The 16182-nt window shown below is 69.5% G+C and carries 14 protein-coding genes; 13 read left to right on the plus strand and 1 reads right to left on the minus strand.

Annotated features, from left to right (window positions below; genetic code table 11):
• Positions 1-80 precede the first annotated feature (80 nt).
• Together D9599_RS10755 and D9599_RS10760 are read left to right on the plus strand one after the other, a co-directional pair.
• The gene (locus tag D9599_RS10755; protein WP_198381225.1) at positions 81-1712 is read left to right on the plus strand and encodes a lysine--tRNA ligase; all 1632 of its coding nucleotides are present in this window, start codon (positions 81-83) and stop codon (positions 1710-1712) included.
• Complete coding sequence (locus D9599_RS10760) at positions 1709-3646, plus strand: phosphatidylglycerol lysyltransferase domain-containing protein (protein ID WP_198381226.1); 1938 nt, start codon at positions 1709-1711, stop codon at positions 3644-3646. The genes D9599_RS10755 and D9599_RS10760 overlap by 4 nt, the downstream gene beginning before the upstream one ends.
• Positions 3647-3656: 10 nt before the next feature.
• Here D9599_RS10760 and D9599_RS10765 read toward each other — a convergent pair whose 3' ends face one another.
• Positions 3657-4292, minus strand: a complete 636-nt coding sequence (locus D9599_RS10765; protein ID WP_043830753.1) for a helix-turn-helix transcriptional regulator — start codon at positions 4290-4292, stop codon at positions 3657-3659.
• 124 nt (positions 4293-4416) lie between these two features.
• On the opposite strand from D9599_RS10765, the gene D9599_RS10770 reads away from it, so the two are divergent.
• From D9599_RS10770 to terL, 11 genes are all read left to right on the plus strand, one after another.
• Positions 4417-4851 (plus strand): hypothetical protein, encoded by a 435-nt coding sequence (locus tag D9599_RS10770; RefSeq protein ID WP_198381227.1) that lies wholly within the window; start codon positions 4417-4419, stop codon positions 4849-4851.
• A gap of 5 nt (positions 4852-4856) precedes the next feature.
• On the plus strand, positions 4857-5378 hold the full coding sequence (locus D9599_RS10775; protein WP_198381228.1) for a hypothetical protein: 522 nt from the start codon (positions 4857-4859) through the stop codon (positions 5376-5378).
• Between the two features lie 212 nt (positions 5379-5590).
• Complete coding sequence (locus D9599_RS10780; protein WP_198381229.1) at positions 5591-7003, plus strand: portal protein; 1413 nt, start codon at positions 5591-5593, stop codon at positions 7001-7003.
• Positions 7000-7755: a capsid assembly protein gene (locus D9599_RS10785; protein ID WP_198381230.1), complete on the plus strand. Its 756-nt coding sequence runs from the start codon at positions 7000-7002 to the stop codon at positions 7753-7755. The genes D9599_RS10780 and D9599_RS10785 overlap by 4 nt, the downstream gene beginning before the upstream one ends.
• 419 nt (positions 7756-8174) lie before the next feature.
• Positions 8175-9008, plus strand: a complete 834-nt coding sequence (locus tag D9599_RS10790) for a phage capsid protein (RefSeq protein WP_198381231.1) — start codon at positions 8175-8177, stop codon at positions 9006-9008.
• Positions 9009-9215: 207 nt separating this feature from the next.
• Positions 9216-9782: a hypothetical protein gene (locus D9599_RS10795; RefSeq protein WP_198381232.1), complete on the plus strand. Its 567-nt coding sequence runs from the start codon at positions 9216-9218 to the stop codon at positions 9780-9782.
• 5 nt (positions 9783-9787) lie between these two features.
• Positions 9788-11668: a hypothetical protein gene (locus D9599_RS10800; protein WP_198381233.1), complete on the plus strand. Its 1881-nt coding sequence runs from the start codon at positions 9788-9790 to the stop codon at positions 11666-11668.
• Complete coding sequence (locus tag D9599_RS10805; RefSeq protein ID WP_198381234.1) at positions 11668-12108, plus strand: hypothetical protein; 441 nt, start codon at positions 11668-11670, stop codon at positions 12106-12108. Before D9599_RS10800 ends, D9599_RS10805 begins: the two co-directional genes overlap by 1 nt.
• Positions 12109-12147: 39 nt before the next feature.
• Positions 12148-14430: a hydrolase gene (locus D9599_RS10810; RefSeq protein WP_198381235.1), complete on the plus strand. Its 2283-nt coding sequence runs from the start codon at positions 12148-12150 to the stop codon at positions 14428-14430.
• Complete coding sequence (locus D9599_RS10815; protein ID WP_309228603.1) at positions 14427-14729, plus strand: hypothetical protein; 303 nt, start codon at positions 14427-14429, stop codon at positions 14727-14729. The genes D9599_RS10810 and D9599_RS10815 overlap by 4 nt, the downstream gene beginning before the upstream one ends.
• Positions 14713-16170 carry a phage terminase large subunit gene (gene terL, locus D9599_RS10820; protein ID WP_198381236.1) on the plus strand — a complete coding sequence of 486 codons (1458 nt, stop codon included), beginning with the start codon at positions 14713-14715 and terminating at the stop codon, positions 16168-16170. Before D9599_RS10815 ends, terL begins: the two co-directional genes overlap by 17 nt.
• Positions 16171-16182 lie beyond the last annotated feature (12 nt).

Below are 16182 nucleotides of genomic sequence, written 5' to 3' on the forward strand. Positions count from 1 at the left end.
CGATGCGAGGCGCGTGTTGCGGGGATCAGGGATGCCCGCGCGTTGACCGGGCGGGGGCGCGGGGGCAATTGGGGGCGGCCATGGAACGTCCCTCCGCCGATCCCTCCCTTCTCAACACCCGCGCCTGGCCTTTCGAGGAGGCGGCGAAGGTGGCCGGCCGTGCCTCGGTGAAGGCGAAAGGGATGGCACTGTTCGAGACGGGCTACGGGCCGTCCGGACTGCCGCATATCGGGACCTTCGGGGAGGTGGCGCGGACCACCTGGGTGCGGCGGGCCTTCGAGCGGCTGACGGGGCTGCCTTCCCGGCTGCTGGCCTTTTCCGACGACATGGATGCGCTGCGGAAGGTGCCGGACAACGCGCCTCAGCCGGAGATGCTGCGGGCGCATCTGGGGCAGCCGCTGACGCGGATCCCCGATCCCTATGGGACGCATGAAAGTTACGGGGCGCACAACAATGCGCGGCTGCGCGCGTTCCTGGACGAGTTCGGGTTCGAGTACGAGTTCGCGTCCTCGACCGAGTATTACGGCTCCGGGCGGTTCGATCAGGCCTTGCTGCGGATGCTGGCGGTGCATGAGGAGGTCAGGGGGGTGATCCTGCCGACGCTCGGGCCGGACCGGCGGGCGACCTATTCGCCCTTTCTGCCGATCCATCCGCGGACGGGCGTCGTCATGCAGGTGCCGATGGAGGAGACGCGGCCGGAGGCGGGGACGGTGGTCTGGCGGGACCCGGAGACGGGGGAGCGCTTCGAGACGCCGGTCACGGGCGGGCACGTGAAGGCGCAGTGGAAGGCGGACTGGGCGCTGCGCTGGTTCGCACTGGGTGTCGATTACGAGATGTCGGGCAAGGACCTGATCGACAGCGTGAAGCTGTCCTCCGCCATCTGCCGGGTGCTGGGCGGAGAACCGCCGGTGGGCTTCACCTACGAGCTGTTCCTCGATGCCCAGGGGCAGAAGATCAGCAAGAGCAAGGGCAACGGGCTGACGATCGACGAGTGGCTGCGGTATGCGCCGCCTGAGAGCCTGTCTTTCTTCATGTACCAGCAGCCGGGGCGGGCGAAGCGGCTGCATTTCGACGTGATTCCCCGGGCGACGGACGAGTACCTGGCGCAGGTGGAGAAGCTGCGAGGGGCGGAGGACCCGGCCAATCCGGCCTGGCACATCCATGGGGGTGTGCTGCCGAACGGGGCGGGGAGCCCGATCACCTTCACCCTGCTGCTGAACCTGGCCGTGGCGGCGAATGCCGAGACGCCGGAGATGCTCTGGGGGTATCTGCGGCGGCACGCGCCGGAGGCGACGCCGGAGGCCTCGCCGATGCTGGCGGTGCTGGTGGAGCGGGCTTCGGCCTATTACCGGGACATGGTGAAGCCGACGAAGCGCTTCCGGCCGGCGACCGAGCCGGAGCGGGAGGCGCTGCTGCATCTCGCCTCCCTGCTGCGGGAGAACGCGGGGCGGATCGAGGCTTTGCCGGCGGCGGAGCGGCCGGGGGCGATCCAGGATCTGGTGTATGATGCGGGGCGGCGGGAGCCGTTCCTGCAGCCGGGGAAGGATCCCTTCCGGCCAGGTGTCTCGCGGGCTTGGTTCGCGGCGATCTACCAGGTGCTGCTGGGGCAGGAGGAGGGGCCGCGCTTCGGGGGGTTCGTCGCGCTCTACGGCATTCCCGAGACGGTGGCGTTGATCGAGTCCTCGCTGGGCAAGGGTGCTGACGCGGCATGAACTGGGCGCTGATCCGCAAGCACGGTCCGACCGTCTTCGGCTTGGTCCTGCTGGTGGGCGCGCTCTACGTCGTGCAGCGGGAGTTCCGCAGCCTCTCGGTGGCGGATGTGGGGCGGGCGCTGGAGGCGACCACCACGCGGCAGCTCTGGTTGGCGGGGGGGTGGACGGTCATCGCCTATGCGGTCCTGACCATCTATGACCGGCTAGGGTCAGTCTATGCGGGGAAGCCGATCTCCTATCTGCGGACATCGCTGGCTTCGTTCTGTGCCTATACGCTCGCGCATAACCTGGGCTTCGCGGCGGTCTCGGGAGCGGCGGTGCGCTACCGGTTCTATGCGGCCTGGGGGCTGACGCCGGTCGAGATCGCGAAAGTCATTGCTTTTACCTCGCTGACCTTCGGGCTGGGGGGCTTCGCGCTTGGCGGGCTGGTACTGGTGCTGGAGCCGTCCGTGCTGCCCTGGGTAGGGGAGGCGGCGGGGGAGGTGGTGCCCTCCTGGGTAGCGCAGGTAGTGGGTGTGGCGATGTGGGGGATCGTCGGGACCTATGTGGTGCTGTCGCGGCGCTTTCCGCACTTCAAGGCCTTCGGGCACCAGATCGATCTGCCGGGCTTCCGCATGGCGGTGGCGCAGGTGGCCTTGGCGAGCGTGGACGTGGCGGTGACGGCGGCGATCTTCTACTGGCTGCTGCCGGAGGCGCCGGGGCTGACCTTCTGGAAGTTCCTGGGGATCTACATCGCGGCCTACACGGCCGGGCTTGCCGCGAGCGTCCCGGGGGGCCTGGGCGTCTTCGACGGTTTCATTCTGCTCAGCCTGGAACCCTACCTGCCTTCCGCCCAGGTGGTGGGGGCGGTGCTGCTGTTCCGGCTGTTCTACTACATCGTGCCGTTGTTCCTGGCGGGCGGGTTGTTCGCAGCTTTCGAGCTGGGGCAGCGGCGGCCCTCCATGGGGCGGATGCAGGTGGAGACGCGGGTAACCGGGGCGCTGGAGGTGCCGGTTCTCGCGGGGCTGACGGGGCTGGGCGGGGTGGTGCTGATCTTCGTCGGTGCGCTGCCGGCCCGGGGGTCGGACATCGCGCACTGGGGCGGCGAGTGGGCGGCGTTGGCGAGCCAGTTCGCGGCCTCTGTCGTTGGGTCGCTGCTGCTGGTGGTTTCCTACGGGATGCTGCGGCGGCTGAGGCTGGCCTGGTGGGCGGGGCTGTTCCTGCTGGCGAACGGGGTGGCGATCCTGGCGATTCGTGGCGACCCGTGGTGGGTGGCGGCCGGGTATCTCGGCACCGGCTTGTTCCTTGCGGCTATGGGGGGCGCCTTCTACCGGGACGCGCGGCTGACGGGGGAGCCGCTGACGGCTTCCCGGGTGTTCTCGCTGGCGGCGGGGGTGATCTGCGGGCTGTCGCTCGCAACCGTGGCCTATCACGGGCGCGTTTCGACGGCGGCCTGGTGGGAAGTGGTGCTGCTGTCGGGAGCGCCGGCGCCGCTGCGGTTCGGGGTGGGTGTGGCGGCGCTTCTGCTTCTCGTCGCGGCCTTCCGGCTGCTGCGGCCTGCGCGGATCCGGGCGGAGGATTACGACGAATCGGCGCAGGCGCGGTTGGCGGCGCTTGGGGCGCGCGTGCCGGCGCATGCCGATGGGGTGGTTTTCGCCGATGGCGGCAGGGCGGGCTTCGCCTTCCGACGGCTGGAAGGGATCTGGGTGGCGGACGGTGATCCGGCGGGGGCACCGGACGCGCGGATCAGCGCCATCTGGCGGTTTCGCGACCTCTGCGACGCGGCGGGAGTGGCGCCGGCCTTCGCGGGCGTGGGGCATGGAATGCAGCGCGCCTATGAGGCCGCCGGCATGGCTTCCGTGACCTTGCCGGACGGGCGGGCGATGGCGCTGGCCGGCGACCAAGATCCGCAGAGAGTGCTGCGGCTACTGGCTGCCGGCGGGGCGGGGGATTAAGGCAGGGCGCCTACTGGCTGGCCCAGACGATGCGGTGCATCCAGGTCAGCTCCTCAAGGTCGAAGCTGTAGTTGGGGTGGGCGGGGTTGAGGCTGGAGAGCTCGACCCGCTTGGCGGACTGGCGCAGCAGTTCCTTGGCCATGACCTCGCCGCCGCCGGTGCGGACCACGACGCGGTCGCCGCGGCGGACGGGGGCACTGGGGGAGACAATGATGACATCGCCGTCCCGGAAGACGGGTTCCATCGAGTCGCCGCTGATTTCCAGGGCGTAGGCGTTAGGGTCGCCGACTTCGGGGAGGCTGATCTCGTCCCAGCCACCGCCGACGGGGTAGCCGCCATCGTCGAAGTAGCCGCTGCTGCCGGCCTGGGCGAGGCCGATGAGGGGAATGCGGCGGCTGGGACGGGTCGATGTCCGGAGATTGCCGGTGATGAGGCTGGCGAACTCGTCCATGCCGGTGCTGGTGGCGGCAAGGACCTTGGCGACGCTCTCGGTCGAAGGCCAGCGGGCGCGGCCGTCCGGGCCGGTGCGCTTTGACGGGTTGAAGGCGGTTGGATCGAGTCCCGACTTGCGGGCGAGACCGGAGGCGGAGAGGCCGTTCTCCGCCGCCAGCGCATCAATCGCGCGCCAAATGTCGTTGTGTTGCATGCTCCGTATCATATAGGCGCGGAATCAGGGATCAACAGGAATGACGTCATAGAAACGACTTGACGATCACGTCTTCGAGGGTCGATGTTCATGTTGTGTTCACAACCGACAGGATCAGCCCCCGATGACCCGTCCTACCTCCGGTTCTCTCCGCGCAACGACAACAACCCTTTCGAGCCTGGACAAGGTGCAGCCCTTCCAGAATGCCGATGAGGCTTGGTTCTGGACCATGGCCGCTCTCGTCGCCCGGCGCGACGGGGCGCGGATCGTCTCCGGGCGCGGTTTGGTGAGCCGCCCCTGCGAGCCCGACGATGTCGTGAAGTGTCTCGACCGGCTTTACCGGCAGCGGCGCATCGAGATCGCCCATGCCCGCATCATGCGGATCTGGGGCGAGCGGGGCACGGCGCCTGACCCGACCTCCCCGCGCGAGCGGGGCGACTACCGCCTCTGGCGCGAGGCGATGGAGCGGCTGGAGTGGCCGCTGCGCATGAAGGGGATTGTCGCAGGGCCGGTGGGTGCCCCGGAACCGGGTGAGGTGGTGCCCTTCCGCGCGGGGTAAGGCCCATGAATTCCGCACCTTTAGTGCCGATGATCGATCTGCTCGCCGCCGTTCCGGGAAACCGGGGCGGCGGTGCCGCTTCCGGAAGCGCGGCGCATCGTCGCGCCGCGGATTCGCGCTCGCAGCTGCTCTGGCTGGCCTTCGGCGGCGGCGCGGACCAGGGCTGGATGCGGATGCTGCGGCCGGGGTTCCGGCACTGCTTTGCGGGGCTGCGGGACGAGGCCGGGTGGACAGTGCTCGACCCGCTCTCGGGGCGGTTGCTGGTGACGCGGCTGGCGGTGGATTCGGGCTTCGACCTGCCAGGGTTCTGGCGTCGGGCGGGGTGCCGGGTGCTCGGGCCCTTCGTGCCAGGGGCGCCCGCGCGCGCGTTGCCGGCGGTTGTGCCGCTCTCCTGCGTTTCGCTTTGCCGGGCGCTGCTGGGGCCGGCGGCGCCTTTCGCGGTGACACCGTACGGGTTGTTCCGTCGCTTAGAGAAAAATTTCCGAATAAAGGAAAATGTTCTTTACAATTGCGACGGGCGAGGCTAAGAGCGTCCTTGTCAACGGGACAGTTGCGCCCGGCGACGAACCCTCCCGATCCCCTCCGAACTTACAGGCCCGACCCGGAACCTTCCGGCGTCGGGCCTGCGCCTTTTTGGGCCTCGGCGATCGCGGCGGGCGCCGTTTTCACAAGCAGGAGCAGGCAGGCGCATGGGCAGCAGCATTTCCGCGGCGCCGCGCCCCGACGGAGGGGCCGCGGCATGACGCCCGACGAGATCATCGCCCGCGCCGAGCGCGCGCTGGAGCGCCGCCGCCCCTGGGAGGGCATCTGGCGGGACTGCTACGACCATGTGGTGGCGCGGAACCCGGGTTCTGGCGGGCCGGCGCTCTATGACGGCACGGCGGCCGATGCGGCGGAGGGGTTGGCAGCTTCCCTGCTCGCGGAACTGACGCCGCCCTGGTCGCGCTGGTTCGGGCTGGCACCGGTGGAGGGCTGCGCCGATCCGGAGTTGGCGGGAGTGCTGGAAGCCGCGGCGGAGACGCTGCAGGGGCATCTGGACCGCTCCAACTTCGCGCTGGAGATGCCGCAGGCCTTTCTCGATCTCGTGGTCGCGGGGACCGGGGTGGTGATGGTTGAGGAGGCGCCGCCGGGCGAGCCCTCCGCGCTGCGCTTTACGGCGGTGCCGCTGCAGGAGGCGGTGCTGGAGGAGGGCGCTTCCGGCCGGCTGGACGGCGTGTTCCGGCTGGTGCGGATGAGCGGGGCAGCCCTGGCGGCGCGGTATCCCGCGGCGGTGCTGCCGGCGAATCTCGTCGCGGCCGATGGGGCCGAGGCCGAGTGTCGGGTGATTGAGGCGGTGTGGCCCAGTTTTGGCGGGTCGAGCTTCGCGGCGGTGCTCGAGCGAGATGGACGGGGCACGCTACTCGCCGAGGGGCGCTTCGAGGAGAGCCCGCTCTTGGCCTTCCGCTGGATGAAGGCGCCGGGCGAGACCTACGGGCGCGGGCCGGTGATGAAGGCGCTGCCGGATATCCGCACGGCGAACAAGGTGGTGGAGCTGGTGCTGAAGAATGCCTCCATCGCGGCGACGGGGATCTGGCAGGCCGATGACGACGGCGTGCTGAACCCAGCGACGGTGCGGCTGGAGCCGGGCTCCATCATTCCGAAGGCGGTCGGTTCCGCGGGGCTGACGCCGCTGGCGGCGCCGGGGTCCTTCGACGTGTCGCAACTGGTGCTGTCGGACATGCGAGCACGGATTCGCTCCGCGCTTCTCGCAGACCGGCTGGCGATGCCGGCAAGCCCTGGCATGACGGCAACTGAGGTGCTGGAGCGGAGCGCCGGGACGGCGCGGCTGCTCGGGGCGACCTATGGGCGGCTGCAGGCGGAGCTGCTGACGCCAATGATTGGACGATGCCTCTCGATCCTGCGGCGGCGGGGGGAGGTGCCGATGATCACCCTCGACGGGCAGGAGGCGCGGATCGCCTACCGCTCGCCGCTGGCCCGCGTGCAGGGGCGGGCAGATGCCTCGAACACGCTGCTGTTCCTGCAGGCGGTGGCGGCGATGGGGCCGTCGGCCTCGGCCGTCGTCGATCTGCCGGCGGCGGCCCGGTACCTCGCCAGGACCCTTTCGGCGCCGAGCGCCATCCTGGCCCCTATTGAGGAGAAAGCGAGCGAATGACCGAGAACCTGCTCGAAGTCGAGGCGGAGCCCGGCGAGGAGGGACCCGATGCTCCTGCGGATGCCGTGTCGGCGCGTCCGGATGACGTGCCGGAGAAGTTCTGGGACGCCGAGCGCGGCGTGCTGCGGGTGGACGCGCTGCTGAAGTCCTACCGGGAACTGGAGCGGAAGCTTTCAGCTCGCTTCGCGCCGCCGGGCGACGATGCGCCGGAGGACGAGCGGCAGCGCTTCCGCCGGGCGATCGGTGTGCCGGACACGGCCGACGAATATGTTGTGCAGCCGAAGCACGAGCTGGTCGGGCCGGACGCCGAGGTGAATGCGGCGCTGCACCGGGCGGGCTTCACGCCGGGCCAGGTTCAGCTGGTCTATGACCTAGCGGCGGACCGGCTGCTGCCGATCGTGGCCGAGGCGGCTTCGCAGTTCGAGGCCGAGCGGCAGCGCGACCGGCTACGGGCGGAGTTCGGCGGCGAGGAGCGGTATCGCCGGACGGCGAAGCAGATCTCGGCCTGGGGCAGGGCGAACCTGCCGGAGGAGGTGGTTACTGCCCTCTCCACCACGGCGGACGGCGTGATCGCGCTGCACCGGATGATGGAGAAGGGCGAGCCTGTCCTGACCCGTCAGGCCGAGGTGCCAGACGCTGTGGACGAGGCCGCGCTTCGCCGGATGATGCGGGATCCCCGCTACTGGCGTTCGCGGGAGCCGGATTTTGTGAAGCGGGTGACGGAAGGATTCCGCCGCCTCACGGGAGGGTGATGCGAACGCTCAATCCCAGCGTAAGGTTTCCGGTCTAAGTTGCTGAAACCAGAGTCGAGCTGCTGGGTTATTCCGGCATCTCCGCGACGGTGGTCACCGATCCCCCCCCAAAGGGTGACCCCGTTGTCGCCGACCCGCATCCCCCCTCGTGCGGGTTGGCTGCGGGGGCGGGTGGCACCCTACTACCCCCTGGTGCCGCCTGCCCCCGTTCTCTGTGGTTCCGAAAGGGCCCCATCCGCCAGGCGGATGGGGCCCTTTCGCGTTTCCAGCCCCTTTCCGGTGCGAACAACCCGCCCTGGCCCAGAAGGCCGCGGCGGGCGCGCGCCGTTCCGCAGGCCGCCCGGCCCCTGCCCTTCGAGGTGGGTCAACCAGGCGGCCGCATCTCACCGTGCTGCAACCCCTTCCAAAGGACGACACACGTGTCCGCCACGATCGATCAGGCTTTCGTCAAGCAGTTCCAGGCCGAGGTGCATGAGGCCTTCCAGCGCCAGGGCAGCAAGCTGCGCCCGACGGTGCGTTCCAAGACAGGCATCCACGGTGCTTCCACCGTCTTCCCGCGCGTCGGCAAGGGTGTTGCGGCGGCCAAGGCGCGCAACGGCGTCGTCCCCGTGATGAACCTCGACTACTCCGCGGTGGAGTGCTTCCTGCAGGACTATTATGCGGGCGAGTGGGTGGACCGGCTCGACGATATCAAGACCAACGTCGACGAGCGCGCCATCGTCGCGAATGCCGGCGCCTATGCGCTCGGCCGCAAGACCGACGAGCTGATCATCGGCGCGCTCGACACCGCGACCCAGGAGGCAGTGGGCACCGCGGCTGGCACCACCGACACCGATGGGCTGACCAAGGCGAAGGTGCTGATGGCCTTCGAGATGCTCGGTGCCGCCGACGTGCCGGATGACGGCAATCGCTACGCCGTCGTCGGCTGGAAGCAGTGGAGCCAGCTGCTGCAGATCCCGGAGTTCGCCAATTCGCAGTTCATCGGCGAGGGCGACCTGCCGTGGAAGGGCATGCAGGCGAAGCGTTGGCTGGGCGCGCTGTGGATGCCGCATTCGGGCCTGACCAAGAGCGGCAACCTGCGCTTCTGCTACTTCTACCATCGCACCGCGATCGGCCATGCCGTGGCGCAGGACGTGATGACGGACGTGACCTGGCACGGTGACCGTGCCGCCCACTTCGTCAACAACATGATGAGCCAGGGCGCCGTGCTGATCGACAACGCCGGCGTCGTGCGGATGCGCGCGGCCGAATAAGCCGGCCAGTCGGGGCCGCGCGCGACGAGGGATCGTCGCGCGCGGCCCTTCCTCCTTCCCCCAGATGCTGCGCGGGGCCGGCTGCCATGGCCGCGCCGCCTGTTCAGCGCCTGATCGGCCGCGACGTTCGCGACCGCGCCGGCGTCGGCCCTGCGCAATCCTTCGGCTGTTTTCTCCAAGATCCTTCATCAAGGGAGCAACGACACGATGGCGCTTTCCGCCCTCGCCCTCTGCTCGCGCGCGCTGCTCAAAGTCGGTGCGCAGCCGATCGCCTCTCTCGAGGAGGGGACGGCCGAGGCGGAAGTGGCTGCCAACCTCTATCCCGGCGCGCGCGACGCGCTGCTGTCCTGCCATCCCTGGAGCTTTGCATCGGGGCAGATGTGTCTCAACCGGCTGGACGCGGTGCCGGTGGCGGATTTCGCGTATTCCTTTCAACTGCCTACGAACCTGCTGCGGGTGATTTCGGCCGGGAGCGGCCAGGGGCGCGGCATCCACTACCGCATTCAGGAGGGGCGGCTGCACGCGGATGCTGAGGCGGTGACGCTGACCTACGTCTTTCGCGTGGCAGAGATGGAGTTCCCGCCCTTCTTTGCGGGGGTGCTCGTTTCACGCCTGGCGGCGGAGTTCTGCCTGCCGCTGACGGAGAACAGTTCTCGCGCCGAGATGCTGATGCGGATCGCGGAGGCGGAGCTGCGCCAGGCGCGGCTACTCGATAGCCAGCAGCAGACAGTGCGCGGGATCGAGGACTTTCCGCTTCTGAGCGTCCGGGGCTGAACGCCATGCCTGCGATAAAGCGTGCCAAGACGGCCTTTACGGCCGGGGAGCTGGCGCCGGAACTCTTCGGACGTGGCGACGTACCGGCGTGGGGCAACGGGGCGGCGAAGCTGCGCAACGTCTTCATCCAGCCGACGGGAGGGTTGCAGCGACGCCCGGGGCTGCGGCACCTGGCAATGCTGCCCGGTTCCGCTCGTCTCGTTCCCTACGAGGCGAGCACGGAGCTGACCTTCCTGCTCGTGCTGCTCGATGGGCGCGTACGGATTATGCGCAACGACGTCCAGGTGGCGGAGCTGGCCGGGCCCTGGACGGCGGCGATGCTGCCGCAGATCACCTTTACGCAGAACGCGAGCATGCTGCTGCTGCTGCATCCCGCGATGCCGCCGCAGGTGGTGCAGCGCGCCGATGCCGGAACCTGGTCGGTTGCGCCCTTCGTCTTCTCCGCCGAACCGTTCTTCCGCTTCGTGCCGGCGAGCGTGGGACTGACGCCTGGTGGCACGACGGGAAACGTGTCGGTCACGGCGACGGTTCCTATCTTCGCCGCCTCGCATGTCGGGGCGATGCTGCGCATCGCCGGGAAGAGGCTGCGGATCACCTCCTTTTCCTCGCCGAGCGTGGTGGCGGCGGACGTGCTCGATGCGCTCGCTTCCACCGACACGACGGCGGATTGGCTGGAGTCGGCCTTCAGCGGTGCGCATGGCTGGCCTATCAGTGCCTGTTTCTACCAGGGGCGGCTGGTGCTGGGCGGGTCGCGCGACCTGCCGAACCGGCTTTGGTTCTCACGCAGTGCGAATTACGAGAGCTTCGATCCGGGAACGGGGCTCGACGATCAGGCGATCGGCTTCTCGCTCGTCTCCGATGAGTTGAACGCGATCCGCGCGGTCTTCGCGGGCAGGCACCTGCAGGTCTTCACCTCGGGGGCGGAGTGGATGGTGTCGGGGGATCCTCTGACGCCGGCCTCCATCCAGGTGACGCGCCAGACGCGAGTGGGCTCCATCGTGGAGCGCAGCGTGGCGCCGATAGACGTGGACGGGATGACCGTCTCGGTCGCGCGGTCGGGGCGCGCGCTCTACGAATTCTCCTACACTGACCTGCAGCAGGCTTACCAGGCGGACGACCTCGCGCTGATCGCGCGGCACCTGATCGTCTCGCCAGTGTCCATGGCCTATGACTCGCAACGGCGCTTGCTGCACCTGGCGATGGCGGATGGCAGCCTCGCGACTCTGACCATCTATCGCGCCGAGGGCGTGACGGGATGGACCGGGCAGGAGACGGACGGCGCCTTCCGCTGCCTTGCCGAGATGGAGGGCGTGGTCTTCGCTGTGGTGGAGCGGGCCGGGGGCTTCCGGCTCGAGCGCTTCGACGACGCGATGGCGCTCGACGCTTGCGTGGTCGCGACCGGAGACCCGGCGGGCACCGACTGGTCGGGGCTTTCCCATCTCGATGGCCGTACGGTCAGCGTGCTGGCGGACGGCGCACCGCGGGAGCTGGCCACGGTCCTGTCAGGGCGCATTGCTATCTATCCCACGGCTGCCTCGGTGCAGGTAGGGCTTCCCTTCGCCCATGTGGTGGAGCCGCTTCCGGCCGATACCGTCTCGACGACGGGCGCGCGGACGGGGCCGATCCGACTCGTTGCCGCCACCTTCCGGCTGCTCGGCACCGGGGCGCTGGCAGTTGATCTCGGCCGCGGGGCGCAGCCGGTGCCGTTCCGTCGCTTGGACAGCCCGATGCTGGACGCGGCGCCGCCGCTCTTCACGGGCGATGTCACGGTTCGTGGCCTGGGTTGGCAAAGGGCCTCGCTTGCGCCGCTCTGGCGGATCGAGGGCGATGCCCCGCTGCCCTTCACCCTGCTTTCCGTCACCACAGAGACGAGGATAACCGACTGATGGCGCAACTCGCCCCCATCGTGACGCTCGCCGCGACGGGCGCCTCCATCTACGCCCAGAGCCAGCAGGCCGCGCGGCAGAAGAAGAATGCCCAGGTGCAGCAGGCGAATGCGCTGCAGCAGCAGCAGGCGCAGCAGCAGATCCTCACCGTTCAGGCCGCGCAAAACACGGCCGAGCGGCAGGCGCAGCTCGAGCGCTCCGTCGCCTCGGCGCGGGCCCGCCTCGCGGCCGGCGGGGTGGATCCGAACGACGGCTCCTCGGCGGCGCTCGTGACAGGGCTGCGCAGCACGGCGGCGGCCGAGCAGAGCAGCGACGATGCGACCTATGCCGCTCGCCTGACGGCAGGGCGGAAGTCGCTGCTCGACCAGGACGCCTCGCTGACGAGCTGGGCGCGGGCGGCGCAGGGCCTTGGCCGTGTCGCCACAAGCCTTCTGGACTGATCCCGACACACGCCCTGGCGGCAGAACTGGAGACCACTGATGCCCGAGCATATTCGCATCGGCGACATCGCGCCGCGCGTGCAGTACGTGGCGGATGGCGCGCAGAGCGTTTTCGTCTATCCCTTCCCGATTTTCTCCCCCATCGACATGGACGTCCATGTCGATGGGCTGCTGGTCGGTGCGGGTTACACCGTTTCCGGTGCCGGTACCTCGCAAGGCGGATTGGTCACCTTCGTGCAGCCTCCGGCGGCGGGGGCCAAGCTCGTACTGCGACGCCGCCTGGTGATGGAGCGTGTGACCGACTACCAGCCCAACGGCGTGCTGCGGGCGAACACGCTGAACGACGAGCTGGACCGCCAGATGGCAGCACTGCAGGAGCTGCGCGAGGAGCTCACGGGCTCGCTGCGCCAGGGGCCGGGCGAGGCCGGCGGGCGCTTCGAGTTGCCGTTGCGCCGGGCGCGCGCGAACCGGCTGCTTGGCTTCGATAGCCTGGGCGACATCGCCACCTTCTCGCGCGGGGAGGCGACGCTCTCGGCGCCCTTCCCCGGCGGGATCCCGCGGACGGTGGAGGACAAGCTTTCCGAGCGGCTCTCCGTGCGGGACTTCGGCGCGATCGGCAACGGGATTGCCGATGACGGTCCGGCGCTGCAGGCGGCCATGAACGCGGCCGGCGCCTCTGGCAAATTCCTCCAGATCGGCGAGGGAACCTATCGAACGAGGATACCGCTCACGCTGCCGGGTGCGGCGGCGGGGCTGATCATGCTGGGTACCATCCTCTATGACGGTGCCGGCGGGGAGGCGGCGCTGACACTGGGTGACGGCGCCGCGCTGCGCAACCGCACGAAGGTCTATCAGGGCCTGCGGGTGCTGCGGAACACGCTCTCCTCCTGGGAGGACGAGCGGGACATCGGCATCGTCATCCGCAACCAGGATTCGGCGCTGATCGAAATCCGGCAGGTCGAGCGTTTCACGATCGGCGTGCAGACGCTGGGTGTGGAGCGCGGCTTCGAGGACTGCGTGCTCCATCTCGGCCGCTTGGTGGACAACCGCTACGGCCTGGATGTCCGCACGGCGACGGCGGCGGCCTGGAACACCTCGGTGCGCTACTATGGCGGGCATTTCGCGATGTCGATCGCGACATGGCCGGACAAGGACCGCTACGGCATCCGGCTCTCGGCCGCGCCAGGTGCCTATGTCGCGCATAATCGCCACGTTTTCGACGGGCCGGCCTTCGAGCTGCAGGCGAGGGACCGGCCGATCGACGGCATCCCGTTTCTTATCCAGGTAAATTCGCGCGCCGTCCTGGCCCGAAACGTCCGGATGGAAGGATGCGACGCCTTTGTGGCGCGCCACACGGCGGGCGCGCAGGACCATGTCTATGAGGTGGCCTGGGCAAGCCAGGGTTATGGCGTGGACATCGACTACACGCCGACCGCGACGCGCGTGGGCAGCGTGGTGCGTGCCATCCACCAGGCAGCGCAGCACCGGGAGTCCACGCGTACGCTGGTGGATGTGCCGAATCTGCGTGCGGCGGCGATCCGCTGGAACCCGACGGATACCGGCTTCGAGAAGCTTGCCTGTCTCTCGACGAATGTCAGCGGGGCGCCGACGATGGTGGGCAACTTCGCCTTCCAGGCGCTGGACAGCTACTCGCTGAGCGACAGGGGTGTGGTCCTGACAGGCGGGCGCGGCCTCGGCTTCGTCGTGGACACGCGGGTCTGCAAGGAGTTCGCGTTGGCTGTCGATGCGGACAACCCGCGGCTGATCGTCCAGTGCTTCGGGGCCGGCGGCACGCTGCTGACCTCGGCGGACGGGGCGATGGTGCGGGCCTCGGGCATGTCGCTCACCTATGTCGTGGGGCCGCGCTGGTGGCAGGGCAATGCCGACAGCAACGACGCCGGGCTCACGCGGCTGCAGACGATTCGCCTCGCGCCGCAGGTGATGACCGCGATCATCGGCGTCGCGCGCATCGACACGGACTACGAGGTGCGCAGCCTCCGCCTCGCCTGCGATCCCTCGCAGAGCCCGGCGGTGCTCTACGGCACGCCGGAGCTGCCGCACGGTGTGCGGGAGTTGAAGGCGGAGATGAGCTGGGACCCGCCGGCGCTCGCAGCCGGCGCCTCGGCGCAGCTCAACGTGCCCTGCAACGGCGTACGGCCCGGCGATTTCGTGCAGGCGGCCTTTAGCCTTTCCACCTCGGGCGTCGTGTTTCTCGCCCAGGTGGGGGCACAGGACGTGATCACGGTCACGGCCTGGAATCGAAGCACGGTTTCGATCGATCTCGCGGTGGGCACGGTGAGGGTGCGGGCGGTGAAATCGTGACGGCGCTGACGCGGGAGGAGATGCACGGCGCGTTGCGGAAGATCGTGGCGGACTACAAGGCCTTCGTCGAACGCGGCCCGGCCCCGGGCGCGCAGGAGGACCCGAAGGCCTTCACCGCCCATCACGCTGCCGCCCGCTCCGCGCTCGCCCATCTCGAGCACCTGATGAAGCTGGCGCCGAGCGAGGCGTCGGGGGAGGCGGGCAGCGAGGCCGGCACGCTTATCGCCGAGGCCCGCCGGTCCATCCGGCTGGCCGAGAAGGAAGACGGGGAGACGATGGAGGATGACGACCAAGCCTGACAGCCCCGGACCCGATGTGAGGGGAGGGGATTTCCTCGAGTTTCTTTACGCCTGGAACCTGCGCACGGGCGTCGCGACCCCCGGCGTGCATCGCCGCATCGCGCGCTGGCTGGCGGCGCGGGAGGCGGCGGGGAACCAGCGGCTGCTGTTGATGGCCTTCCGCGGTTGTGGCAAGTCCACGCTCGTGGGCCTTTGGTGCGCCTGGCGGCTGGCATCCGAACCCGAGCTGCGCATCCTCGTGCTGGCGGCGGACCACTCGCTGGCTGCGCGCATGGTCGCGACGGTCCGGCGCATCGTGGAGCGGCACCCGCTCTGCCGCCATCTTCTCGGCGGCGGGGAGACCTGGGCGTCGGACCGCTTCACGGTGCGCCGGCGCGGTGCCATCCGCGAGCCCTCGATGCTCGCGCAGGGCATCGGCGGCAACATCACGGGTGCCCGCGCGGAGCTGATCGTCTGCGACGACGTGGAGGTGGCCGGCAATTGCGACACGCCGGGCAAGCGGGCCGAGCTGCGCGAGCGGCTGGCGGAATGCGAGTTCATCCTCACGCCTGGCGGCACGGTCCTCTTCGTCGGCACGCCGCACTGCGCGGATAGCCTCTACGCGCCGGCGGAGGTGGAGGGCGCCTATCTCGCCACCTACCGTCGGCTTCGCATCCCGCTCCTGGATGCGGGTGGCCGCAGCGCATGGCCCGAGCGCTTTCCACGCGAGGGCGTGCAGGCGCAGCGCGACCGGGTGGGGCCGTTGCAGTTCCGGCGACAAATGATGCTCGAATGCGCGGCGGCGGAGGCGGCGCGGCTCGATCCCGCGCTCATCATTCGCTACGGCGAGGAGCTGGACTACCGCGAGGCGAATGGAAGGCCGCTTCTGTCGCTGCTCGGGCGGCGGCTGGCCTCGGGTGGCGGGTTCTGGGATCCGGCTTATGGGCGGCCGGGGAAGGGCGACAGCAGCGTGCTCGCCGCGACCTTCTCGGACATAGAGGGCAATCACTACCTCCACCGTCTTGCCTACATTACCCACGACCCGGAAGCATCGGACGACCCGGCGACGCAGCAGTGCCGTCGCGTCGCCGTCCTCGCGCGGGAACTGATGCTGCCGGTGGTGCGGGTGGAGACGAACGGCATCGGCAAGTTCCTTCCCGCCCTGCTGCGGCGGGAGATGGCACGGGCCGGCGCCCCCTGCACGGTGGTGGAGCATGCGAGCCACCGCCCGAAGGCGGAGCGCATCCTCGGCGCGCTGGACCCCGCCCTTGCGGCGCGGCGGCTCCACGCACATGAGGCGGTGTTCCGCACCCCTTTTCCGCAGGAGATGGCGGAGTGGAAGCCAGGGGCGGACGGAGCGCGCGACGACGCGCTGGACGCCATCGCCGGCTGCCTTCTGGCCGAGCCGGTACGCTTGCCGAGCCTTCCCCCGGCGGCCCGCGGCGCTTCCTGGCGAGGGTAGGGGGGTCTTCCT

The sequence above is a fragment of the Roseomonas sp. KE2513 genome, from assembly GCF_016107305.1.
GTDB lineage: Bacteria > Pseudomonadota > Alphaproteobacteria > Acetobacterales > Acetobacteraceae > Roseomonas.